The sequence below is a fragment of the Paludibacterium denitrificans genome (assembly GCF_009707705.1).
Classification (GTDB): domain Bacteria; phylum Pseudomonadota; class Gammaproteobacteria; order Burkholderiales; family Chromobacteriaceae; genus Paludibacterium_A; species Paludibacterium_A denitrificans.
This window is the reverse complement of sequence record NZ_WLYX01000001.1, coordinates 1,931,757-1,955,236: the sequence shown is the minus strand read 5'-3', so window position 1 is coordinate 1,955,236 and position 23,480 is coordinate 1,931,757. Positions and strand designations below refer to the sequence as shown.

Annotated in this window: 16 protein-coding genes and 12 pseudogenes; 6 read left to right on the top strand and 22 right to left on the bottom strand. The window is 57.6% G+C overall.

Annotated features, from left to right (window positions below):
- Positions 1-6: 6 nt before the first annotated feature.
- From glmM to GKE73_RS12785, 4 genes and pseudogenes are all read right to left on the bottom strand, one after another.
- Positions 7-1,345 (bottom strand): annotated as a pseudogene (gene glmM, locus GKE73_RS12805) (phosphoglucosamine mutase).
- A gap of 116 nt (positions 1,346-1,461) precedes the next feature.
- A pseudogene (gene folP / locus GKE73_RS12800) lies at positions 1,462-2,309 on the bottom strand (dihydropteroate synthase).
- 103 nt (positions 2,310-2,412) lie between these two features.
- Positions 2,413-4,320 (bottom strand): annotated as a pseudogene (ftsH, locus tag GKE73_RS23550) (ATP-dependent zinc metalloprotease FtsH).
- A 79-nt stretch (positions 4,321-4,399) separates the two neighbouring features.
- Positions 4,400-5,017, bottom strand: coding sequence for an RlmE family RNA methyltransferase (locus GKE73_RS12785; protein WP_230370299.1), 618 nt, complete (start codon positions 5,015-5,017; stop codon positions 4,400-4,402).
- 150 nt (positions 5,018-5,167) lie between these two features.
- On the opposite strand from GKE73_RS12785, the gene yhbY reads away from it, so the two are divergent.
- The gene (gene yhbY / locus GKE73_RS12780; RefSeq protein WP_245393846.1) at positions 5,168-5,494 is read left to right on the top strand and encodes a ribosome assembly RNA-binding protein YhbY; all 327 of its coding nucleotides are present in this window, start codon (positions 5,168-5,170) and stop codon (positions 5,492-5,494) included.
- A 109-nt stretch (positions 5,495-5,603) separates the two neighbouring features.
- Here the strand turns inward: yhbY and GKE73_RS23545 are convergent, their stop codons facing one another.
- From GKE73_RS23545 to GKE73_RS12720, 11 genes and pseudogenes are all read right to left on the bottom strand, one after another.
- Positions 5,604-5,735, bottom strand: a complete 132-nt coding sequence (locus GKE73_RS23545) for a hypothetical protein (protein WP_280954923.1) — start codon at positions 5,733-5,735, stop codon at positions 5,604-5,606.
- 70 nt (positions 5,736-5,805) lie between these two features.
- On the bottom strand, positions 5,806-5,976 hold the full coding sequence (locus tag GKE73_RS12775; RefSeq protein WP_230370298.1) for a DUF4149 domain-containing protein: 171 nt from the start codon (positions 5,974-5,976) through the stop codon (positions 5,806-5,808).
- 53 nt (positions 5,977-6,029) lie between these two features.
- Positions 6,030-6,506 carry a transcription elongation factor GreA gene (gene greA / locus GKE73_RS12770; protein WP_230370297.1) on the bottom strand — a complete coding sequence of 159 codons (477 nt, stop codon included), beginning with the start codon at positions 6,504-6,506 and terminating at the stop codon, positions 6,030-6,032.
- A gap of 159 nt (positions 6,507-6,665) precedes the next feature.
- Positions 6,666-9,880, bottom strand: a pseudogene (gene carB / locus GKE73_RS12765) (carbamoyl-phosphate synthase large subunit).
- Positions 9,881-9,907: 27 nt separating this feature from the next.
- Positions 9,908-10,216: a LysE family transporter gene (locus tag GKE73_RS23540; protein WP_280954922.1), complete on the bottom strand. Its 309-nt coding sequence runs from the start codon at positions 10,214-10,216 to the stop codon at positions 9,908-9,910.
- Between the two features lie 103 nt (positions 10,217-10,319).
- Positions 10,320-10,418, bottom strand: a pseudogene (locus GKE73_RS23535) (leucine efflux protein LeuE); the annotation flags it as partial.
- Positions 10,394-10,558, bottom strand: coding sequence for a LysE family translocator (locus tag GKE73_RS12755; protein WP_230370296.1), 165 nt, complete (start codon positions 10,556-10,558; stop codon positions 10,394-10,396). The gene GKE73_RS12755 and the pseudogene GKE73_RS23535, both read right to left, overlap by 25 nt.
- Positions 10,559-10,583: 25 nt before the next feature.
- Positions 10,584-11,716, bottom strand: a pseudogene (carA, locus tag GKE73_RS12750) (glutamine-hydrolyzing carbamoyl-phosphate synthase small subunit).
- Positions 11,717-12,065: 349 nt separating this feature from the next.
- Positions 12,066-13,849: pseudogene (locus GKE73_RS23530) on the bottom strand (acyl-CoA dehydrogenase).
- A 219-nt stretch (positions 13,850-14,068) separates the two neighbouring features.
- A pseudogene (locus GKE73_RS12725) lies at positions 14,069-15,002 on the bottom strand (electron transfer flavoprotein subunit alpha/FixB family protein).
- Positions 15,003-15,005: 3 nt separating this feature from the next.
- A pseudogene (locus GKE73_RS12720) lies at positions 15,006-15,754 on the bottom strand (electron transfer flavoprotein subunit beta/FixA family protein).
- Between the two features lie 251 nt (positions 15,755-16,005).
- Here GKE73_RS12720 and GKE73_RS12715 point away from each other — a divergent pair.
- Together GKE73_RS12715 and GKE73_RS12710 are read left to right on the top strand one after the other, a co-directional pair.
- Positions 16,006-16,422: a MaoC family dehydratase gene (locus GKE73_RS12715; protein ID WP_230370293.1), complete on the top strand. Its 417-nt coding sequence runs from the start codon at positions 16,006-16,008 to the stop codon at positions 16,420-16,422.
- Between the two features lie 4 nt (positions 16,423-16,426).
- On the top strand, positions 16,427-16,888 hold the full coding sequence (locus GKE73_RS12710) for a GNAT family N-acetyltransferase (RefSeq protein WP_230370292.1): 462 nt from the start codon (positions 16,427-16,429) through the stop codon (positions 16,886-16,888).
- Between the two features lie 48 nt (positions 16,889-16,936).
- On the opposite strand, the gene queG is transcribed toward GKE73_RS12710, so the two are convergent.
- Together queG and GKE73_RS12700 are read right to left on the bottom strand one after the other, a co-directional pair.
- Positions 16,937-17,686 (bottom strand): tRNA epoxyqueuosine(34) reductase QueG, encoded by a 750-nt coding sequence (queG, locus tag GKE73_RS12705; protein ID WP_230370291.1) that lies wholly within the window; start codon positions 17,684-17,686, stop codon positions 16,937-16,939.
- A complete protein-coding gene (locus tag GKE73_RS12700; RefSeq protein WP_230370290.1) occupies positions 17,676-17,918 on the bottom strand; it encodes a hypothetical protein in 243 nt (80 codons plus the stop codon). Before GKE73_RS12700 ends, queG begins: the two co-directional genes overlap by 11 nt.
- Before the next feature lie 104 nt (positions 17,919-18,022).
- On the opposite strand from GKE73_RS12700, the pseudogene tsaE reads away from it, so the two are divergent.
- The 3 genes and pseudogenes from tsaE (at position 18,023) to GKE73_RS12690 (ending at position 19,703) form a co-directional block, all read left to right on the top strand.
- Positions 18,023-18,502 (top strand): annotated as a pseudogene (gene tsaE, locus GKE73_RS12695) (tRNA (adenosine(37)-N6)-threonylcarbamoyltransferase complex ATPase subunit type 1 TsaE).
- Between the two features lie 66 nt (positions 18,503-18,568).
- The gene (locus GKE73_RS23525; RefSeq protein WP_312854444.1) at positions 18,569-18,871 is read left to right on the top strand and encodes an AMIN domain-containing protein; all 303 of its coding nucleotides are present in this window, start codon (positions 18,569-18,571) and stop codon (positions 18,869-18,871) included.
- On the top strand, positions 18,801-19,703 hold the full coding sequence (locus tag GKE73_RS12690; RefSeq protein WP_312854443.1) for an N-acetylmuramoyl-L-alanine amidase: 903 nt from the start codon (positions 18,801-18,803) through the stop codon (positions 19,701-19,703). The genes GKE73_RS23525 and GKE73_RS12690 overlap by 71 nt, the downstream gene beginning before the upstream one ends.
- Before the next feature lie 92 nt (positions 19,704-19,795).
- On the opposite strand, the pseudogene yacG reads toward GKE73_RS12690, so the two are convergent.
- From yacG to GKE73_RS12665, 5 genes and pseudogenes are all read right to left on the bottom strand, one after another.
- A pseudogene (yacG, locus tag GKE73_RS12685) lies at positions 19,796-19,968 on the bottom strand (DNA gyrase inhibitor YacG); the annotation flags it as partial.
- A 5-nt stretch (positions 19,969-19,973) separates the two neighbouring features.
- Positions 19,974-20,732: a cell division protein ZapD gene (zapD, locus tag GKE73_RS12680; RefSeq protein ID WP_312854442.1), complete on the bottom strand. Its 759-nt coding sequence runs from the start codon at positions 20,730-20,732 to the stop codon at positions 19,974-19,976.
- A gap of 42 nt (positions 20,733-20,774) precedes the next feature.
- The gene (coaE, locus tag GKE73_RS12675) at positions 20,775-21,383 is read right to left on the bottom strand and encodes a dephospho-CoA kinase (RefSeq protein ID WP_230370287.1); all 609 of its coding nucleotides are present in this window, start codon (positions 21,381-21,383) and stop codon (positions 20,775-20,777) included.
- Positions 21,373-22,221: a prepilin peptidase gene (locus GKE73_RS12670; RefSeq protein ID WP_280955195.1), complete on the bottom strand. Its 849-nt coding sequence runs from the start codon at positions 22,219-22,221 to the stop codon at positions 21,373-21,375. The genes coaE and GKE73_RS12670 overlap by 11 nt, the downstream gene beginning before the upstream one ends.
- A gap of 17 nt (positions 22,222-22,238) precedes the next feature.
- Positions 22,239-23,465, bottom strand: a pseudogene (locus GKE73_RS12665) (type II secretion system F family protein).
- Positions 23,466-23,480 lie beyond the last annotated feature (15 nt).

Below are 23,480 nucleotides of genomic sequence, written 5' to 3'. Positions count from 1 at the left end.
GCTGGGTTAACCGGCCGCCTGCTCAATGGCGTGGGCAATTTCCTGTGCCCAATGGCGAGCCAGATCCTTGTCGTCCGCCTCCACCATCACCCGCACCACCGGCTCGGTGCCGGAAGGACGCAACACCACCCGGCCGTGACCGGCCAATGCCTGTTCCGCCGCTTGCAGCGATGCTGCCGACGCAGCTTTCCAGTCGCAACCATTGTGGCGCACGTTGATCAGCGTTTGCGGGAACGGCGTCCAGTCGCGGCAGGCCTCGGCCAGCCCCATGCCCAGGCTGCGCAGGCTATCCAGCACCTGCAAGCTGGAGATGATGCCATCACCGGTGGAATGCTTGTCCAGACACAGGATGTGGCCGGAGGCCTCGCCCCCCACCTGCCAGCCCTGTGCATGCAGCAGTTCCAGCACATAGCGGTCGCCCACCTTGGCCCGGGCAAATGCCACGCCCTGCTTCTGCAGCGCCAGCTCCATCGCCAGATTGGTCATGACAGTACCCACTACGCCGCCTTTGAGCTCACCACGCGCCGCGCGGGCCTTGGCGATGACGTAGATCAACTGGTCACCGTCGTACACTTTGCCATCACTATCCACCATGATCAGACGGTCGCCATCGCCATCCAGCGCAATGCCGTAATCGGCCTGGTGTTGCAACACGGCCGCTTGCAAGGTGCGCGGATAAGTCGCGCCCACTTTGTCGTTGATGTTGTAGCCGTCAGGCTCGCCGCCCAGCACCACCACTTCGGCACCCAGCTCATGAAACACCTTGGGCGCGATGTGATAAGTGGCACCGTTGGCACAGTCCACCACCAGCTTGAGGCCCTTCAGGTCGTGGTCATTGGGGAAGGTGCTCTTGCAGAATTCAATGTAGCGTTCAGCGGCTCCATCAATACGCCGGGCGCGGCCCAACTCGGCCGAGGCATTGGTTTGCATCGGCTGGTCTAGCATCGCTTCGATTTCCAGCTCAACGCTGTCGTCCAGCTTGTTACCGCCCTCGGCAAAAAACTTGATGCCGTTATCCTGATACGGATTGTGCGAAGCCGAAATTACCACCCCAGCTTCCAACCGCAACGCACGGCTGAGGTAGGCAATCCCCGGAGTTGGCAACGGCCCGGTCAACAGCACATTCACGCCGAGCGGCAGTAAAGCCTGCCTGCAACGCAGCTTCCAGCATATAGCCGGAAATACGCGTGTCCTTACCGATCAATACCGTCGGACGATGTGCCTTGTCATGGTCAACCAGCACGCGGTAAACGGCATAGCCCAGTTTCAGTACAAACTCCGGAGTAATTGGAAACTGCCCCACTTCACCCCGGACACCATCGGTTCCAAAATATTTGCGACTCATTGCTTTATCCCTATTGCGCCATCTCGCACGCGCCGGGACGTTCCATCCCGGCCATGCCTGCCAAACCGCCAGCTTAATGGGCACTAGCCCAAAGGCCAATACTCATGACGAAAACATCAGGCCTGTGTTTCGGCCAACCTTACCGCCTCCAGCACCTGTAACGCCTGATGGGTAGCCTTGACATCATGTACCCGAATCACCTTGGCACCACGCCGCCCGGCTTCCAGCGCCGCCGCCACGCTGGCGCCCAGTCGTTCAACCGGCGTCGGCTCGCCGGTGATCGCCCCCAGCATCGATTTACGCGACATCCCCACCAGCTGTGGTACGCCACAGCGCTGCTCCACCTCGGGCAAGCGCGCCAGCAAGGCCAGGTTGTGTTCCAGCGTCTTGCCAAACCCAAAGCCCGGATCGCCCAACAAACGCTCGCGGGCAATACCCTGTTCCAGACACAATGCCACGCGTCGCGCCAGATAATCGCCCACTTCCGCCACCACATCCTGATAAACCGGCTTTTGCTGCATGGTGTCCGGATTACCCTGCTTGTGCATCAGGCAAATACCGGCCTGCGACGCCACCGCCAGCGGCAATGCACCATCGTCTTCCAGTGCCGATACGTCGTTAATCAGATCAACCACCCCGGGTCCAGCGCAGCTTTCATTACCGCCGCACGACGAGTATCCAACGACAACGGCACGTTCAATGCCACTAGGCGTTCCAGCACCGGCAACACGCGATCGATCTCTTCCTGCGGGCTGACTGCCGGGGCATTCGGACGCGTCGATTCACCACCGATATCCAAAATAGCGGCCCCTTCGGCCAACATAGTTTCAGCACGTGCCACGGCAGCATCCAGCCGGTTAAAACGGCCGCCGTCCGAGAATGAATCCGGCGTGACGTTCAGGATACCCATCACCAGCGGACGGGAAAGATCGAGGGTAAAACGCCCACAGATAAAAGTACTCATACACTCAGCATTCTTGAAAGTTGAAACAGCAGCGGTCACCACCATGCCAACAAAAAAACAGGGTGACAGCCTGCGCTGTCACCCTGTCATGTTGTGGTTGCTATCAGGCAGCCGGAATCGGCTCGATGCTCGGCTCCGGGGCCGGGCCGGTCGGCTTGTCATCCGGTTTGGCCGGGAAACTGCTACCCGGCTTCGGCGGACGCGGCGGACGGCCATCCATGATATCGTTGATCTGCTCGGCATCAATGGTTTCCCATTCCAGCAGCGCCGCGGTCATCGCCTCTACCTTGTCACGGTTATCTTCCAGCAGCTGACGGGCCAGTGCGTATTGCTCGTCGATGATGCGGCGGATTTCGGTATCCACCTGCTGCATGGTGGCTTCGGACAGGTTCTTGTGCGTGGTGATGGAGCGGCCCAGGGAACACTTCGCCCTCGTTCTCGCCATACACCATCGGCCCCAGCTTGTCCGACATGCCGTAACGGGTAACCATGTCGCGGGCCATCTGCGTGGCGCGCTCGAAGTCATTCGAGGCACCGGTTGTCATCTGGTTCATGAACAACTCTTCCGCGATACGCCCACCAAACAGAATGGTAATGCGATCCAGCAGATAACCACGGTCGTAAGCAAAGCGATCCTGTTCCGGCAATTGCATGGTCAAGCCCAAGGCGCGGCCGCGCGGAATAATGGTGACCTTGTGTACCGGATCAGACTTCGGCAACAGCTTGGCCACTACTGCATGGCCAGACTCGTGATAAGCCGTGTTTTTCTTTTCTTCCTCGGACATGACCATCGACTTGCGCTCCGCGCCCATCATGATCTTGTCTTTAGCCGACTCGAAATCCTCCATGTCCACCAAGCGCTTATTACGGCGCGCGGCAAACAAGGCAGCTTCGTTAACCAGGTTAGCGAGATCAGCACCAGAGAACCCCGGCGTACCACGGGCGATAACCGAAGGCTCGACATCGGCCGCAATCGGTACCTTGCGCATGTGCACGGTCAGGATCTGTTCGCGACCACGGATATCCGGCAGCGGCACCACGACCGGCGGTCGAAACGGCTCGGGCGTTGCAACGCCGGATCAAGTACGTCCGGACGGTTGGTAGCAGCAATCACGATGACGGTGGTGTTGGTATCAAAACCATCCATTTCCACCAGCAACTGGTTCAAGGTCTGCTCGCGTTCGTCATTACCGCCGCCCAAGCCAGCGCCACGTTGGCGACCCACCGCATCGATTTCATCAATGAAGATGATGCAAGGCGAGTTCTTCTTGGCTTGTTCAAACATGTCACGAACACGCGCCGCCCCCACGCCGACAAACATTTCCACAAAGTCGGAACCGGAAATGCTGAAGAACGGTACCTTGGCCTCACCGGCAATCGCCTTGGCCAGCAAGGTTTTACCCGTACCCGGCGAGCCGCACAGCAAAATGCCTCGCGGAATACGACCGCCCAAGCTTTGATAACGAGAAGGATCACGCAGGTAATCGACGATTTCCTTCACTTCTTCCTTGGCTTCGTCGCAGCCTGCCACGTCGGCAAAAGTGATGGAGTTGGTTTCCTGATCGAGCATGCGTGCCTTGCTCTTGCCGAACGAGAACGCTCCACCCTTGCCACCGCCTTGCATCTGGCGCATGAAGAATACCCAGACACCGATCAGCAGCAGCATCGGGAACCAGCTGACGAAGATATTCATCAGCATGGACGGCTCTTCTTCCGGCTTGGCGGAGAAGCGCACATTGTTCTTGATCAGATCATCCACCAGCTGCGGGTCATACGGTGCATAGGTGGAGAAGGTCGAGCCATCGGCTCGCTTGCCCTTCAGCCATTGCCCGCGCAACGGGTGACCTTCGATAGTCAGAGACTGGACTTTGCCCGACTCGACATCGCTGATGAATTGCGAATACTCGACTTGATTCTGGGTATCCTGACGTTTGTTGAACTGGTTGAATACCGTCATCAGTACCAAACCGATGATGACCCAGATGGCGATGTTTTTGCCGATATTGTTCACTAGAGCGGACTCCTCTGTGCCCTGACTTTCCGGTTGCCTGTTTTACCAGTTTCGATTGTAACCCCCGACCGGGGTTATGTCAGCGTCGCCCTTTACCGAGCAGATAAATTTCGCTGGAGCGATCACGCGAGGCTTTGGGCTTTCGGGTAACCACTTCGGAGAAAAGTTCACGCATGGCTTGCAAGTACGGCTGAAAATCACTGCCCTGAAACACCTTGACGAGAAAACTGCCGCCAACCTTGAGGTGATCCCGGGCAAACTCCAGCGCCAGCTCGCACAGCAAAAAACTTCTGGCCTGGTCGATGGCGCTCATGCCGGAGATATTGGGGGCCATGTCGGAAATTACAAGGTCCAGCTGACGCCCGCCCAACAAGGTGACAAATTCATCCAGCACTTCCTGTTCGCGAAAATCGCCCTGAATAAAGGAGACATCGGCAATAGGAGGCATGGGCAAAATATCCAGAGCAAAAACCTTGCCCTTGTCACCCACGATACGCGCCGCCACTTGTGACCAGCTGCACGGGGCTGAACCCAAATCGGCCAAGACCGTGCCGGGGCGAATCAATTTGTCTTTCTCATTGATTTCCAGCAGCTTGTAGGCCGCCCGTGCACGATACCCATCTTTTTGCGCCATGTGCACATAATGGTCATGCACATGCTCCTGCATCCACGCGTTGCTGCTTTTGCTTCTAGCCATGAGAGAGTGTAATCCTGCCTATCCTTCACGATAGCGACCACGCCAGCGACACAGTCCTATCTTGTTGTTTTCTGACTGATTTATGGCAAAACATTGGGGAACGGAGCAAACTCGAGTAAAATCCCGTTTTGATTTGAAATCAGCCCGTCCATGAAAATCGAACTTCAGACTTTCCAGCGCCAGTATCTCAAAGGCTCGGCACACACGCTCAATCCGGTCGTCATGATCGGCAACAACGGCCTGACCGAATCGGTCATGCGTGAAATCGCCATCAATCTTGATGCCCACGAATTGATCAAGATCCGCGTACTGGGCGATGACCGTGACGCACGCGTCGCACTGTTTGAAAAAATCTGCGACGATCTGGGCGCCGCGCCGGTTCAGCATATCGGCAAACAACTGGTGCTATGGCGCCCGAGCGACAAACAGCGCATCGAGCTGCCCAAGAGCAAGACAGCGCTCAAAGCCCAGCCCTGAGCGGTGACAGCAAAAGCGGTGGAATCTCCACCGCTTTTTTATTGGCTGTTTAACTAACGCTCGCCCTTCAGAATGTAAGCCAGCCCCATCAGGCTTTGTACCAGATAAATCAGGCTGGAAATGGCATGCCGGTGGCAAAACCACCACCAAACAGCCCCTCGGCGGCATGATTCATCTGCAGCTTGAGGTTGGCAATAATCGGTGACACGGCAAAATGGTTGATGATGGTGCAGATCAACATGGCAACGATGAGCCAGAAGCTTCTTTCATGCCACGCACGCCATGACGCATCACCTCGCCAATCAACAGAATCACGCCACACACCAGTCCGACCCGGGCAATGGCGGCAAACAGCTTAAGCTTACCACCATGCCAGCGGTCACCTTGTCCAGATTGGAAAACAGCGCCGGGGTCACGATCAGGCCGATCACCCACATGCCGCCAATCCAGAATGTCTTAGCGATGGATCTGAGTCCGTCCACGAATCACCTCTTCCATCCGAAAAAAACGTGCGGCCCGCACGTCATCTGGCTTGTCAGATATATTTGACGTTCAGCACTTCATATTCGCGAATCCCGCCGGGTGCCATGACCTCGGCGACATCGCCCTCTTCCTTACCGATCAGGGCACGGGCGATCGGCGAATTCACCGACACTTTGCCCTGCTTGATATCGGCTTCATCATCTCCCACGATCTGGTAGGTCACTTCGTCTTCGGTTTCCAGATCCATCAGGTCCACCGTGGTGCCAAACACCACGCGGCCTTCCGCGTGCAGCTCTGCCGGGTTGACGATCAAGGCGTTGGACAGCTTGCCTTCCAGTTCGGCGATGCGGCCTTCGACAAACCCCTGCCGTTCTTTGGCGGCATCGTACTCGGCGTTTTCCGACAAATCACCATGCGAGCGGGCTTCGGCAATGGCCTCGATCACCGCCGGACGTTCCACGCTTTTCAGGCGTTGCAGCTCATCCTTGAGCAGCTCCGCGCCACGCACGGTCAACGGTACTTTGTTCATTCGAGAATTCTCCACTGGCGGGACCCCCGCCATATCAAAAGCACAAGCCGCCGTACGGGACGGCGGCTTGGATGTTGCGGGTCAATGCGAAGATTGTAACGGTAAATCGCCTGCGGTTCAAAGGTTGGCCGAAGACGATTTACCCATCAACAACTTAGCTTAGTGCTTGATCGACGCGTGCAGCTCCTGAATGCTGTACACACCAAACTCTTCGACATTGGCCATACCGATGCATACGGCACGGGCACCGGCCAGCGTGGTGTACTGCGGCACACGCATCTGCAAGGCCGAGCGACGGATGGAGTGGCTATCCTGAATGGCCTGACGTTTTTCGTCCACGGTATTGATCACCAAAGCGACCTCACCGTTCTTGACCATATCGACGATATGCGGACGGCCTTCGGTCACCTTGTTGACTTCCTGCACCTCGATACCGGCGGCAGCCAGCGTCTTGGCGGTGCCGCGTGTGGCGCACAAACCAAAGCCCAGACGCGCCAGTTCGCGTGCCACTTCCACCGCGCCATCCTTGTCGGACTGACGCACCGACAGGAACACCTTGCCCGACTTGGGCAGGCGGTCACCGGCAGCCAGCTCGCTCTTGACGAATGCCTCGGCAAAACTCAGGCCCACGCCCATCACTTCACCGGTCGACTTCATTTCCGGCCCCAGAATGGTATCCACGCCCGGGAACTTGATGAACGGGAACACGGCTTCCTTGACGGCAAAGTACGGCGGGATCACTTCGCTGATAAAACCTTGCTCTTTCAGCGAAATACCAGCCATCGCCCGTGCGGCAATCTTGGCCAGCGGTGCGCTGGTCACTTTGGACACGAACGGCACGGTACGCGAGGCACGCGGGTTCACTTCCAGCACGAAAATGGTTTCGCCCTGTACGGCAAACTGCACGTTCATCAGGCCAACCACGTTCAGCGCGCGCGCCATGGCAATCGTCTGACGACGGATTTCGTCCTGAATGGCGGCTAAGCAGGCTGTAAGGTGGCAACGAGCAGGCGGAGTCACCGGAATGCACACCGGCTTGTTCCACGTGCTGCATGATGCCGCCAATCACCACGGTTTCGCCGTCGGACACGCAATCAACATCCACCTCAATAGCGTTGTTCAGGAAGTGATCCAGCAGCACCGGGCTGTCGTTGGAGACCTTCACTGCTTCACGCATGTAGCGTTCCAGATCGGCCGGTTCATGCACGATTTCCATCGCACGGCCACCCAGCACATAGGACGGGCGCACCACTAGCGGATAACCGATTTCTTCGGCCAACTTCATGGCCTCAGTACGGCGCACGCGCGGTGCGGTTCGGCGGCTGTTTCAGACCCAGACTATTGAGCAGTTTCTGGAAACGCTCGCGGTCTTCCGCGGCATCGATCATGTCCGGGCTGGTGCCGATAATAGGCACCCCGTTGGCTTCCAGCGCGCGCGCCAGTTTCAGCGGGGTCTGGCCACCGTACTGGACGATCACGCCAAACGGTTTTTCCACCCGGCAGATTTCCAGCACGTCTTCCAGCGTCAGCGGCTCGAAGTACAGACGATCGGAGGTGTCGTAATCGGTCGATACGGTTTCCGGGTTACAGTTGACCATGATGGTCTCGAAACCGGATTCACGCAGGCTCAGAGCGGCATGCACACAGCAGTAGTCAAACTCGATACCCTGACCGATACGGTTCGGGCCACCACCCAGCACCATGACCTTCTTGCGGTCGGACGGACGGGATTCGCACTCTTCTTCATACGACGAGTACATGTAGGCGGTCGAAGTGGCAAATTCGGCCGCGCAAGTATCAACACGCTTGTATACCGGATGCAGACTCAGCGCCCAGCGACGGGCACGCACGGCAGCCTGATCGGTACCGGTCAGTTCGCCCAGACGGCGATCAGAGAAACCCTTGCGCTTCAGGCGACGCAGTTCGTCGAAGCTCAGGCTTTCCAGCTTGCGAGTCGACAGCGCCTTTTCTTCGGCGATCAGATCTTCGAGTTGAGCCAGGGAACCACGGGTCGATCTTGCAGACGGCATGGATTTCTTCCAGCGACATGCCGATACGGAAGGCATCGGCCACATACAGGATACGTTCCGGCCCCGGCGAGCTCATTTCGTGGCGAATGGTTTCTTCCACGCTAGAACGCGAATCCAGACCAGACAAACCGGTTTCCAGACCACGCAGGGCTTTTTGCATCGATTCCTGCAGGGTCCGGCCAATCGCCATCACCTCACCCACCGACTTCATCTGGGTCGTCAGGCGGTCATCGGCCTGCGGGAATTTCTCGAAGGCGAAACGTGGAATCTTGGTGACAACATAGTCAATGGACGGTTCGAACGAAGCTGGGGTTGCACCGCCGGTGATGTCGTTCTTCAATTCGTCCAGCGTGTAACCTACGGCCAGCTTGGCGGCGATCTTGGCGATCGGGAAGCCGGTGGCCTTGGACGCCAGCGCCGACGAGCGCGACACGCGCGGGTTCATTTCGATTACGATCATCTCGCCGTTGGCCGGATTAACGGCAAACTGCACGTTGGAACCACCGGTGTCGACGCCGATTTCACGCAGTACCGCCAGGCTGGCGTTACGCATGATCTGGTATTCCTTGTCGGTCAGCGTCTGCGCGCAAGCGCAACGGTGATGGAGTCGCCGGTATGCACGCCCATCGGGTCGAAGTTTTCGATCGAGCAGATGATGATGCAGTTATCGTTACGATCACGCACCACTTCCATTTCGTACTCTTTCCAGCCGAGTACCGATTGTTCGATCAGCAATTCGTGGGTCGGCGAGGCTTCAAAGCCGCGTTCGCAGATCGCCGGAATTCTTCCTTGTTGTAAGCGATACCACCGCCGGAGCCGCCCATGGTGAACGACGGACGGATGAGGGTCGGGAAGCCTACTTTGGCTTGTGCATCCAGCGCGGCTTCCATGGTATGGCAGACAAACGACAGCGGGCAGGACAGGCCAATCTTGGCCATGGCTTCCTTGAAGCGGCCACGGTCTTCGGCTTTGTCGATGGCGTCTTCCGTCGCGCCAATCAGCTCAACCTGATATTTTTCCAGTACGCCATGTTTGCCCAGATCCGGGCGCAGTTCAGCGCGGTCTGGCCGCCCATGGTCGGCAGGATCGCATCCGGACGTTCCTTGGCGATGATTTTTTCCAGCACCTGCCAGTTGATCGGCTCGATGTAGGTAACATCGGCCATGTTCGGGTCGGTCATGATGGTGGCTGGGTTGGAGTTCACCAGAATGACTTTGAACCCCTCTTCCCGCAGCGCCTTGCAGGCTTGCGCGCCGGAGTAGTCAAATTCGCACGCCTGCCCAATGACGATGGGGCTTAAGCGCCGATAATGAGAATGCTCTGTAGGTCGGTACGTTTCGGCATCGTTATCGCTCAGTCAATTTTCAGTATTCAGTTCAGGCTGGCCGCAGCCAGCTTCGCCCCAAAACCCGGGAACAGCGCACCAACGCCACCACTCATGGTGGCAGACAGTTTGCGTCGACGGCGGAACGCTTCGGCCAACTTGGCTCCGGCCATGATGATCGTGGCCAGATACAAGGCGCTGCACAGTTGCAGCAGGCCGCCCAGGGCGATAAAGGTCAACGCCGGGTAGGGGTAACCCGGATCGACGAATTGCACAAAGAAAGACACGAAGAACAAGATGGCTTTCGGGTTCATCAGGCTGATCGCCAAGGCTTTGACGAACGGTAAGCCGATCATCCACCTGACGCGCCGGTTCCGATATCGGCTCGGCGCGACGGCGCCAGCTCTTCCGGGCGCCGCGCAACATCTGGATGCCCAGCCACGTCAGATAGGCACCACCGGCATACTTGACCACACCAAACAGAGCCGGGTTGGCCTTGAGCATACCGGCCGCACCAGAGGCTGCCAGCGTCATCAAGATAAAGTCACCGGTAAACACCCCGCAGGCGCCCGTACAAACCCGGCGCGTATCCCGCGCTGCGCCGCCACTGACAACACGTACATGGAGTTGGGTCCCGGCAGCAACACGATGATGATGGTGCCGATAAGGTACGTGGTCAGGTCGGTAATGCCTAGCATGATGATCTCCGTGCTTACTTTAAGGTCAGGACGGTTTGCGCTCGCTCATGAGGGCGATGAAGCGGTCAAACAGGTACGCCACATCGTGCGGCCCCGGGCTTGCTTCCGGGTGCCCCCGGAACGAGAATGCCGGACGGTCGGTCAGGGCAATCCCTTGTACCGTCTGGTCAAACAGCGAACGGTGGGTCACGCGGACATTGGTAAGCAGGCTGGTTTCATCCACCGGAAGCCGTGGTTCTGGCTGGTGATCATCACGCGGCCGGAGTCCAGATCCTGCACCGGATGGTTGGCACCGTGGTGGCCAAACTTCATCTTGCTGGTCTTGCCACCGGTGGCCAGACCAAGCAGTTGATGGCCAAGACAGATGCCAAACACCGGCAGGCGGGTTTCCAGAATCTCACGGATGGCGGTAATGGCGTAGTCGCACGGCTCCGGGTCACCGGGGCCATTGGACAGGAACACACCGTCCGGATTGAGCGCCAGTACATCCTTGGTAAGCGTGGTGGCCGGTACTACAGTCAGCTTGCAGCCACGTTCGGCCAACATGCGCAGGATGTTGTGCTTAACGCCGAAGTCGTAGGCCACCACATGGAAACGGCTGTCGGTCTGCGTGCCATACCCGGCACCCAGTTTCCATTCGCGCTCGTTCCATGGGTACGATTGCTGGCAGGTCACGACCTTGGCCAGATCCTGACCGGCCATGCTGCCAAATCCTTTGGCCAACTCCAGCGCGCGGGCTTCGTCTATCTCGCCAGCCATGATGCAGCCAGGTTGAGCGCCCTTTTCACGCAGGATACGGGTCAGGCGACGGGTATCGATGTCGGCAATGGCCACGACATTGTTTTGCTTGAGGTAATCCGGCAAGGACACTTCGGCACGGAAGTTACTGTGCAGCAGCGGCAGATCACGGATGATCAGACCGGACGCAAAAACGGCGCGGGATTCGGTATCCTCGGAATTCGCGCCGACATTACCAATATGAGGATAAGTCAGGGTGACGATTTGCTTGGTGTAGGAAGGATCGGTAAGGATCTCCTGATAACCGGTGATGGCGGTATTGAATACCACCTCGCCGACCGTATGGCCGGATGCACCGATGGCACTGCCCCGGAAGAGGGTACCGTCAGCCAAGACAAGAATCGCTGGTACGGTTGACACTGGCTGGCTCCTGTTACGTTTGCTCTGTTTTTCGCAGCTTTTATGTGAATAACGGGACACCGCGCCTGTTGCGCATGTCCCGTTGGATAAACCTTTTTATAATACCGTTTTTGCCCTTATCACACAATAGACATTGCCCGTTTTTTGGGCAATCTGCGGCTAAGATATTGAACGGACGACTGTTGTACGCCATGGCGCACTCCATCATCTGTCATTGTCATGATACGCCGCCGACACACGCACACCAACTATCAATAGACACTACCGATCGTTTTCGGCCAACCTTATCACCATAAAAAATGGCCGGGCACCCGGCCCGGCCATTGCATGCGTCACCTTCAGGCTAGTATCAGAACTGGTCGTCGCCCAATTCCAGCACGCTGTCAGCACCTGCCACGATGGCAGTCGCCAAACCAGCCACTTGCGGCAGTAGGTGTTCGGCAAAGAAGCGCGCGGTCACGATCTTGGCGTTGAGGAAGTCGGCATCAGCGTCGTCTTCGGCCAACTTGGCCTTGGCGATCAAGGCGGCACGACCCAGTTGCCAGCCACCCAGCACAATCCCCATCAGCTTGAGGAACGGCACGGAACCGGCAGCAGCCAGTTGCGGCTGGCTACCGAAGGTTTCCAGAATGAAGGCTACACAACGTTCTGCTTCCTTGGCAGCCGCATCCAGATTGGCGGCGATGCTGGCATAACCCGCTTCGGCCAGTTTGGCTGCCGTAGCATGCACTTCGGCCAACAAGGTGCGTGCGGTCACGCCATGTTCGCTGGCCGTTTTACGCCCCACCAGATCCATCGCCTGAATACCGGTCGTACCTTCGTAGATGGCCGTGATGCGGGCATCACGATAGTACTGAGCCACACCGGTTTCTTCGATGAAGCCCATACCGCCATGCACCTGTACCGCCAGGGCTAGTAATTTCATTGGCCTGTTCGGTGTTCCAGCCCTTGACGATCGGAATCAGGAAGTTGAGCAACGCCTGGTTACGTGCAGCCTCTTCCGGCACCGGATGGCGAGCCGCGCGATCCAGCGCGGCAGCGGCGTAGCAAGCCGGGGCGCGCTGCGCTTCCACTTGCGACTTCATAGTCATCAGCATGCGACGAACGTCCGGGTGCTTGATGATGGCCACTCCAGCCGGATCAGCCGAGCCGATGGCACGGCACTGCACGCGTTCGCGTGCATATTCCACGGCCTTTTGGTAGGCGCGCTCGGAAACAGCCATCCCTTCGACGCCCACGCCCAGACGAGCATGGTTCATCATGGTGAACATGTAGTTCAGACCCTTGTTGGGCTGGCCAACCAGATAGCCGACAGCACCACCGTTATCGCCAAAGCTCATCACCGCAGTCGGGCTGCCATGGATACCCAGCTTGTGTTCCAGCGATACGCAGCGTACGTCATTGCGCCTACCCAGCGAACCATCGGCATTCACCAGGGAACTTCGGCACGATAAACAGCGAAATACCCTTCACGCCAGCTGGCGCATCCGGCAGGCGGGCCAGCACCAGGTGGACAATGTTGTCCGCCATGTCGTGCTCACCCCGGTAATGAAAATCTTCTGACCCGACACCAGATAGGTACCATCGTCTTGCGGAATCGCCTTGCTGCGTACCTGAGCCAGATCGGAACCGGCCTGCGGTTCGGTCAGGTTCATGGTACCGGTCCACTCGCCGGTGGACATGCGCGGCAGATAAATGGCCTTCAGTTCGTCCGATGCGTGATGGTTGATCGCTTCAATCGCGCCCAAGGTCAGCATCGGGGCCAGCGAAAACGCCAGGTTGGCCGAACACCACATTTCTTCAGCGGCCAGAGCCACCAGCGCTAAGCATGCCTTGACCACCAAAATCAGCCGGGGCACGCAAACCTACCCAGCCAGCCTCAACATATTGCTGCCATGCTTCCTTGAACCCCGGGGCCGCGGTCACTTCACCGTCGTTCCACTTGGCGCCCTTGTCACCTTGCTTGTTGATCGGGGCCAGAACACCCTCGGCGAACTTGGCGCCCTCTTCCAGAATGGCGTCAACCAGCTCAACCGAGCAATCTTCATTGCCCGGCAGGGCGCAGATTGCCGACAAGTCGGCCAGTTCGTTGAGTACAAAGCGAATGTCCTTGACCGGTGCGTTATAAATCATCGATCACTCCTCTGTTATTTGTCCGTATCGTTGCGTCATGAAAAAACCGACCATGTCGCCCGCCGTTTGAACACGAGGGTTCCACCCCCGGTTTTTGCACCGGGAGTGACAACCACTCCTCCAAAGGCGAACCAGTCATGGCCGGTTTCTTTTCTTTGATACCCGGCCGCATCGTGGCAACCTGGGAAAACGGAGCCAAGATGGCTCCGCAGATCGTACTTACTTCGACAACTCAGCCATCAACTCCGGCACGACCGTGAACAGATCACCCACGATACCGTAATCGGCCACCGGAAAATCGGTGCCTCTTCGTCCTTGTTGATTGCCACAATCACCTTGGAATCCTTCATACCAGCCAAGTGCTGGATGGCACCGGAAATCCCCACCGCCACATACAGCTGCGGAGCCACCACTTTACCGGTTTGCCCTACCGGTAGTCGTTCGGCGCATAGCCGGCATCGACAGCGGCACGCGAAGCACCAACAGCAGCACCCAGCTTGTCGGCCAGCGGCTCAATGACAGCTTTGAACTGCTCTTCCGAACCCAAGGCACGGCCACCCGATACGATGATTTTGGCAGCGCCCAATTCCGGGCGGTCCGACTTGGTCAGCTCCTGACCAACAAAGCTGGACAGTTGGGCATCAGCAGCCGCCGCAATGGTTTCCACCGCCGCCGAACCACCTTGACCCACCGCTTCAAAAGCAGTGGTACGTACGGTGATCACCTTGATGGCATCGGCCGATTGCACGGTAGCCAATACGTTACCGGCGTAGACCGGACGCACGAAGGTGTCAGCCGACTCAACCGCAACGATTTCGGAGATCTGCGCCACATCCAGCAAGGCAGCTACGCGCGGCAGCAAGTTCTTGCCAAAAGACGAGGCCGGAGCCAGTACGTGGCTGTAGCCCTTGGCCAGATCCACAACCAGCGGCGCCAGGTTTTCAGCCAGACCGTGGGCATATTGCGCCGCATCAGCCAGCAGAACCTTGGCAACGCCAGCCAGCGACTTGGCCGCATCGGCAGCGGCAGCTGCGCCTTGACCAGCCACGAGGACGTGGACATCGCTACCCAGTTTGGCAGCAGCCGAGAGAGTATTCAGGGTGCCTGCTTTCAGGCTCTGGTTGTCGTGTTCAGCGATAACGAGAATAGCCATGGCTTACAGCACCTTTGCTTCGTTTTTCAGTTTTGCAACCAGCTCAGCAGCGCTGGCCACCTTGATCCCTGCAGAGCGCTTGGCAGGTTCAGCCACCTTCAGCGTCTTCAGGCGCGGCGTCACATCAACACCAAAATCAGCTAGGCGTGGATTTGTCCAGCGGCTTCTTCTTGGCAGCCATGATGTTAGGCAGCTTGACATAGCGCGGCTCGTTCAGGCGCAAGTCGGTCGTCACCACGGCTTAAGCAAACGCAGCTTGACGGTTTCCAGACCCCCGTCAATTTCACGCGTCACATCGACGGTTTCGCCAGCAATATCCACTTTGGAAGCGAAAGTGCCCTGCCCCCAACCCAGCAAGGCGGCAACCATCTGGCCGGTCTGGTTGGCATCGTCATCAATCGCCTGCTTGCCAAGAATCATCAGCTGCGGCTGTTCCTTGTCGGCCACGGCCTTGAGCAGTTTGGCAACGGCCAGCGGCTGCAGCTCGGCATCGGTTTCCACCAGAATGGCGCGATCGGCGCCCATGGCCAATGCCGTGCGCAGGGTTTCTTCGCACTGTTTCACGCCCAGCGAGACCACGACAACTTCACTGGCCTTGCTTCTTTCAGGCGAACCGCCTCTTCCACCGCGATTTCATCAAACGGGTTCATCGACATCTTGACGTTGGCAATGTCGACGTCGGTGCCGTCGGCTTTGACCCGAACCTTCACGTTGTAATCCACAACGCGTTTCACAGCGACTAGAACTTTCATAATCCTCCAGCAAACATCTCTGGGTTAATCGAACTCGGAAGGCACCTGCGGCCGTGGTGTTTGTTTGAATTATGCCTCAACACCTTTTTAAACGAGCGTTTGATTGGCGTACAATGCGAATACAGTGGTAAAAATACAACTTGTTTGCGATAGTACGTCAATTCTGTGCAATTTGCATTTAGGACAGCACTTACCCTAATCTGTGCTACATTGCAGCGCACCATTTTATACGTCAAACCAAGGGAATTGTCATGACGATTTACTTTGAAGACATCAAAATCGGCGATAGCGCCGAGTATGCCAAGACCATTACCGAAGCAGATATCCTGCTGTTTGCCGCCGTTTCCGGCGATGACAATCCGGTTCACATCAATCAGGAATACGCCGAGCAAAGCATGTTCAAGAGCCGCATCGCTCACGGCATGCTGACGGCCAGCCTGATCTCCACGGTGATCGGCACCCGCCTGCCGGGTGAAGGCACGATTTACCTGTCGCAATCCACCAAATTCAAGGCTCCGGTCAAGATTGGTGACACGCTGACGGCCCGCGTTACCGTAAGCGAGCTGGACCCGGCCAAGAAGCGCGTGAAACTGGCCACCCAGTGCCCGGTAAAAGGCAACGTGGTACTGGAAGGCGAATCGCTCTGCATCGCTCCGTCGCGCGGCTAAGACCATGAATTCGCTAACGATTGTTCGCATCACCGACGACGCCGGGGCCGTCATTGAGCCGACACTGTTGCGCCGGGCTTTGCCGCTACACCAGCAGCTGCGCCCTCACCTGCCGACTTCGGCAGAGGAGTACGCCGCCAAGATGGAGCGGGTGTTCTCGCACGGCGCACGGCTGGTCGCGGCCCAGCGGCCAGAAGGTTCGCTGGCTGGACTGGCACTTTATCGGGTGTATGAAAACACCTACGAAGACTTACGCCTGTACATTGATGATCTGGTAACGGATGAAAGCCAACGCTCGCAAGGCGTGGGCAGTACGCTGATCGACTGGTGTGAACAATTGGCCCGCCAGCGTGGCTGTCGCTTCATGGCTCTGGATTCCGGAACCTGGCGCACGGCGGCGCACAAGCTGTATTTCCGCAAGGGATTCAGCATCAGTTCGTTTCACTTCACGCGCCCGCTGGAGTAAGACGGCAAGTAAGGTTGGCCGAAAAAAGGAGCTTTCAGCTCCTTTTTTTTATGACTCGGTCACACCATGTTGCCGTAACGCCCAGCGCACCACTTCGGCAACCATCGGCTCAGTCATCTCCAGCCGCTGACGCAAGGCCGATACCACCTCGGCGGAAGTTGGAGCATTGCCTAGGCCGACGGCCGGGTTGGACAACCACTTGTGGTAACCGATGCGATAGATGGCGCTACCGGCCATGCGCTGCTGAAACTGCACTTCGCTCCAGCCAAACAGCTCCACCAGCGACAGGTTATCCAGCCCGTGGCGCACGGCAAAGTCCGCCTCCTGCGCCGGAACGGCAAAGCGGTTCCACGGGCAATACAGCTGGCAATCATCACAACCATAGACCCGATTGCCAATCAGCGGACGCAACGCCTCCGGAATGGCACTTTTCAGTTCTATGGTCAGGTAAGAAATACAACGGCGCGCATCCACGGTATACGGCTCAACAATCGCCCCCGTCGGGCACACGTCGAGACAACGCGTACAGCGGCCACAGTGGCCACTATCCGCCTCATCGGCAGGCAATGGCAGATCGGTCAGAATCTCACCCGGGAAAAACAGCGATCCGCCCTCACGGTTGAGCAGCAACGTGTGCTTGCCACGCCAGCCCAGCCCGGCTTGTGCCGCCAAGGAGACCTCGGCCAGTGGCGCACTATCGGTAAACACCCGGTAGCCATAAGCCCCCACCACTTCTTCCAGCTTTTCGGCCAACCTCTGCAGACGATTGCGCAGCACCTTGTGGTAATCACGCCCCATGGCGTAACGCGAAATATAGGCTTAAGCCATCCTGCAGTACCGCCTCGGCAGCTTTGGCGGCGGCGGGCCAATACGGCATGCGCAGGGAAATCACCGAAAGACTACCGGGCACCAATTCGGCAGGCCGAACCCGCAACGCCCCATGGCGCGCCATGTAATCCATGCTGCCGTGATAACCGTGCTCCAGCCAGGACAGCAAACGCTGCTCCGCCTCGGCTAAGCAGGCTGGCACGGGTAATGCGTGCGGCACCAAAGCCCAATTCTTGTGACCAGACTTTGATTTGGCGCGCCAATTCGGGATAATCGACCATTTGGTGGGAGTTCTCAGTCATGCCCATGGATGATAGCAGTATTCTCAGCGGCAGCCTGGCGGATGAAGCCGCCACATTACGGCTTGGGGCGCAGCTGGCCGCTGCCTTGCAGCCCGGTGCCGTCATTTATCTGTTAGGCGATCTGGGGGCGGGTAAAACTACCTTTACGCGCGGCCTGCTCGCTTGGGTTATCACGGCAAGGTAAAAAGCCCCACCTACACGCTGGTAGAGAGTTATCCTTTCTCTGATTTCACCGTGCACCATTTTGACCTGTATCGTTTTGCCGACCCAGAGGAATGGGAAGATGCTTCCGCGACTATTTTGGCCCAAGCACGCTCTGTCTGGTGGAATGGCCCGACAAAGCCGGTCAACTGTTGCCGCCAGCAGACCTCACCCGGAACTTGAGGTATCAGGCAATGGTCGCACTTATCGTTTTCATGCAAGCTCACAAACCGGACAGTCATGCCTGACTCGACTTTCGACCCCCTGCGCCGACGCCTGCTAGGCACCGCCGCCGCCACCTTCCTGCTGAGCGTCAGCCGTCTAAGGCTGGGCCGCCAACAGCCAGATCGTGGCGCTGCGCATCTGGCCTGCCGCTAGCTATACCCGCATCACGCTGGAAGCCAGCAGTGCCATCAAGTTTCGCCAGTTCACCGTGGTCAAACCTGATCGGCTGGTGATCGATCTGGAAGGGGTGCAACTCAACAGCATCCTCAAGGATATCGGTGGCCAGATCAGTGCAGCCGACCCCTATATCAAGGCCGCCCGTGTTAAGCCAGTTCAATGCCGATACGGTACGGCTGGTGCTGGACCTGAAAACCGACGTCAAACCACAATCGTTTACGCTGGCGCCGGTGGCGGAATACAAGCATAGGCTGGTGGTTGACCTGTATCCGGCCAACGGTCAGCAGGAAGATCCCCTGCTCACGCTGCTGGAAGACTATAACAAGGGCAAACTGGAACAACCCGCACCACAGGTCAAACCCAAGAAAAACAGCAGCAGCCGCCCGATCATCGTCATGCTGGACCCCGGTCACGGCGGCGAAGATCCCGGGGCGATCGGCCCATCCGGCACGCGCGAAAAAGACGTCGTGCTCAGAATAGGCAAACAATTGCGCCGTCTGATTGATGCCGAACGCAACATGCGCGCGTTTATGACCCGTGAGGAAGACGTGTTCATCCCGCTGGGGGTCCGCGTGGCCAAAGCGCGGCGCCTGAATGCCGATTTGTTCATTTCCATCCATGCCGACGCCGTCCTCAACCGCAGCGCGCGGGGCTCATCGGTATTTGCCCTGTCAGAAAAAGGCGCCACCAGTGTCTTTGCCCGCGCCACGGCGCAGTCGCAAAATAACGCCGACCTGATTGGCGGGGTAAAAATCGGCAGCAAGGATCGCTATCTGGCTCATACCCTGTTGGACCTGACGCAAACCGCCACGATCAACGACAGCCTGAAGCTCGGCAAGACGGTATTGAATCAGGTGGGCAGCCTAAACCGGCTACACAAAGGGCAAGTTGAACAGGCTGGCTTTGCCGTACTGAAAGCGCCGGACATTCCATCGATTCTGGTGGAAACCGCCTTCATCAGTAATCCGGAAGAAGAGCAACGGCTGATCGACAGCGAGTTCCAGCAGCAAATGGCCAATGCCATTTTCAGCGGGGTGAAGTCTTACTTCTCGCAAGGAGCTGCACTGGCGGCACGTGCCTGACGTGGTTTTCGGCCAACCTTAACGCACAAGGGCCTGCATGTTGCAGGCCCTTTTGATTGGCGCATCAAGACAGTGCTAAGCGGTTGCCACTCACTGTCCGGCTGCTCCTCCTCGGCTTAAGCACCCGATAACTTTCCGTGGCCCATTGCCCCAAATCAATCAACTTGCAACGCTCGCTACAGAAGGGGCGATAACGACTCGCGACCTCCCAACGGACCGGCGCCTGACAAGTAGGACAATGCACAACCAGAGGGGAATCTGCCATGGACTTCAGAACTTGCAATTGGTGAGAGAGAATTCGACATCCAGATCGGTCTGGCGTGCGCGGCTCTCGCCGGTCACAGCACTGATAAACCGGATGTTCAATGCGTATTTATTAGCGGACAGCTCGGGCAACACCCCTAGGCTCTCGTCGTAATTTACCCGGATCAACTGCACCAGCGTGCCGCCGGACATCTGCTGAAACGCACCATGTTTGGCCATGTAGTGATGGGTCTTGCCACTGTCGCGTAGCAATTTCAGCAAAATACGCCCCGCTTCAGCGGTGGGCATCAGCGGTGCCGCCCAACGTTCCAGATCCTGACGGCGTTTCTCGGCGGGCATCTGCTGCCACAGATAATAGGACGGCAGGTCAAACTGGCAAGTCCCTCCGGGAATACCCGCGCGCTGTTTAATCGCCATCAACCATTCGTTTTCGCGCAGGTGATGTCCGAATTTCCCGGTAATGGCCAGCAGATGTGAGGAGGTGCGCTCAATATCGTCAAGAATGCCTTCCAGCGTATCTTCGGCGACATTGGGGTTATCGCGCAGCGCCTCAAGAATTTGTTTCTGACGCTCCAGCTCTTGCAGTAAATCTGCCTTGAGATCGGCACGCGACGCCGTTTCCATCAGTTCGAACAACACCAAGAGTGCGGCATGGTGATCGTATGCCTGATCCTTGCTGACAAAATGCGCCAGACGAGCGTAGAGACATTCCAGGCGAAGCAAAATGCGGGTTCGCTCTGTAACAGGAAACTCGAAACTGATCACGGCACGTCTGCCCTTCTTGGTGGCTGGAGACAAACCCTGCCATCAGGGTTTAACAAGATTGCCCAGATAATAACGGTGTTTGGCATCAACTTGAAGCCTCAAAGCCTCCAGAGAGCCACTGTTGTCAATAATATCGTCCGCTCGAGCACAACGCTCCCGCCGGGACAACTGCGCCGCCATGATGGAACGCACCATCGATTCAGACAAGCCATTACGCTGCATCACGCGGGCAACTTGCACCGCTTCGTCACAATCCACCACCAGTGTCCGGCTTAATGACTGCAAGTACAGCGGGTTCTCAAACAATAGCGGTACCACCAGAATGGCATACCCCCCAGTCGCCCGTAGCAGCTGACGCTGACATTCGGCGTAGATACGCGGATGCAAAATGGCCTCCAGCCGGGCTCGGCGCTCAGGTTGGCCGAACACCATGTTTCGCATCGACTGGCGATTCATGGAACCATCCGGCAGCAAGGCCGTGGGACCAAACTCCTCAGCAATTGCAGCCATGGCCTCACCGCCAACAGCGGTCAACTGATGGGAAATCACATCCGCATCCACGACCGTGACGCCAAGCTCGGCAAAGCGCTCAGCCGCCGCACTTTTACCGGAGCCGATGCCGCCGGTCAGTCCGACGACACTAATAGGCATGCAGATACCACGCCACGATGTCATGCCCCCACAACAAGGCTATCCACCCCGCCACCGCCAGATAAGGGCCAAATGGCAAAGGCTGCCCACGCCCCAAGCGCGCCAGCAGAATCAACGCCACGCCAATGATCGCCCCAACCAACGAGGACAAAAGAATCACTAACGGCAGCATCTGCCAGCCTAACCAAGCGCCCAGAGCGGCCAAAAGCTTAAAATCACCAAAGCCCATGCCCTCCTTGCCGGTTGCCAGCCGGAACCCCCAATACACCAGCCACAAGGATAGATAACCCGCTGCCGCACCGAGCACGGCATCACTCAATGGCACCGTACCGCTCCAGAGGTTGAACAACAAACCGGCCCACAACAACGGCAAGGTCAAACTATCCGGCAGCAATTGCGTATCTGCATCAATACAGGTCAGCGCGACCAGAACCGCCGTCAACAGCAGATAGCCAGGCAACTGGATCGTCCAGCCAAAATGCCAGGCCAACACGGCAAACAACAGCCCGGTAGCCAGTTCAACCAGCGGATAACGCGGGCTGATGGCAGACTGACAACTGGCGCAACGCCCCTTGAGCAACAGATAGCTCAAGACCGGCACATTCTGCCATGGCCGCACCGGGGCATTGCACATGGGGCAATGTGACGGCGGCGTCAACAAATTATAGTCGGGCAGCTCGGCATGAGCCTGTCCCAGATAATCCGCACACTCCTGCTGCCAAGCCCGTTCCATCATCTTTGGCAAACGATGGATCACCACATTGAGAAAGCTGCCAAGCAACAATCCACTCACAAAAACCATCACGACCAACAGTGCAGGGTTGGCCGAAAAGAACATACCCAAATCCGCCATGCTCAACCCACCACCTGCCCCATCTTGAAGATTGGCATATACATGGCAATCACCAGACCGCCGATCAGCACGCCGAGAATCACCATGATGGCTTAGCTCCAGCAAGCTGGAGAGCGACGCCACGGCATTATCCACTTCCTCTTCGTAAAACTCGGCCACCTTGTCCAGCATCTGATCCAGCGAGCCAGATTCCTCACCAATCGAGGTCATCTGCAACACCATATTGGGAAACAGACCGGTACGCTGCATCGAGTAGTTGAGGCTGGAGCCCGAGCGCACATCCGACTGGATCTGCTTGGTTGCCTCGGCATACACCTGATTACCCGCCGCCCCGCCGACCGACTCCAGCGCCTCAAACAGAGGCACACCAGCAGCAAACAATGTTGCCGTGGTACGGCTCCAGCGAGCGATAGTGGCCTTGCGGATGATATCGCCCACCACCGGCAGCTTGAGAACCACTCGGTCAATCTGTTCCTGCATCCTTGGACTGCGCTTGAAGGCATAGGTCACACCAAAGATCGCGGCAAATATTGAACCAAAGATCAACCACCAGTAGGCGATGAATTTATCTGACAGCCAGATCACCATGAGCGTCGGCGCGGGCAAGTCGGCACCGAAGCTGGAGAACAGATCCTTGAAGGCCGGAATCACATAAATCATGATGACAGCGGTGATGATGAACGCGGTGGCCACAATGGCAGAAGGATAAATCAAGGCCGACTTGATCTTGCCCTTGATCGCCATGACCTTTTCTTTGTAGGTGGCCAGCTTGTCCAGCAAGGAATCCAGCACACCACCGGTTTCGCTTAGCGGCGATGATGTTGCAGAACAACTTGTCAAAATAAAGAGGACGCTTGCGGAAGGCTTCGGCCAACGACAGACCGGTTTCCACATCAGCCCGAACCTCCAGCAGCATCTTGGTCACGGCTGGATTGCCATGCCCTTTGGCCGAGATATCAAACGCCTGCAACAGCGGCACCCCGGCGCGCATCATGGTCGACAGCTGCCGGGTAAACAAGGTGATATCTTTTTCAGTGATCTTGCGGCCAAAACCGCCCCGGCGACGCTTGATCTTGATGATCGACACGCCCTCTTAAGCGCAACTGTGTCTTGGCAACGTTTTCGGTTTCCGCCCGTAATTCACCACGGATCACCTTGCCCGCACGATCTTTGCCTTCCCACTCCCAGATAAAACCCGGAGCGGCTTCCTTCTTGGTTATCGTAGCCATTTACTGTCCGACTTT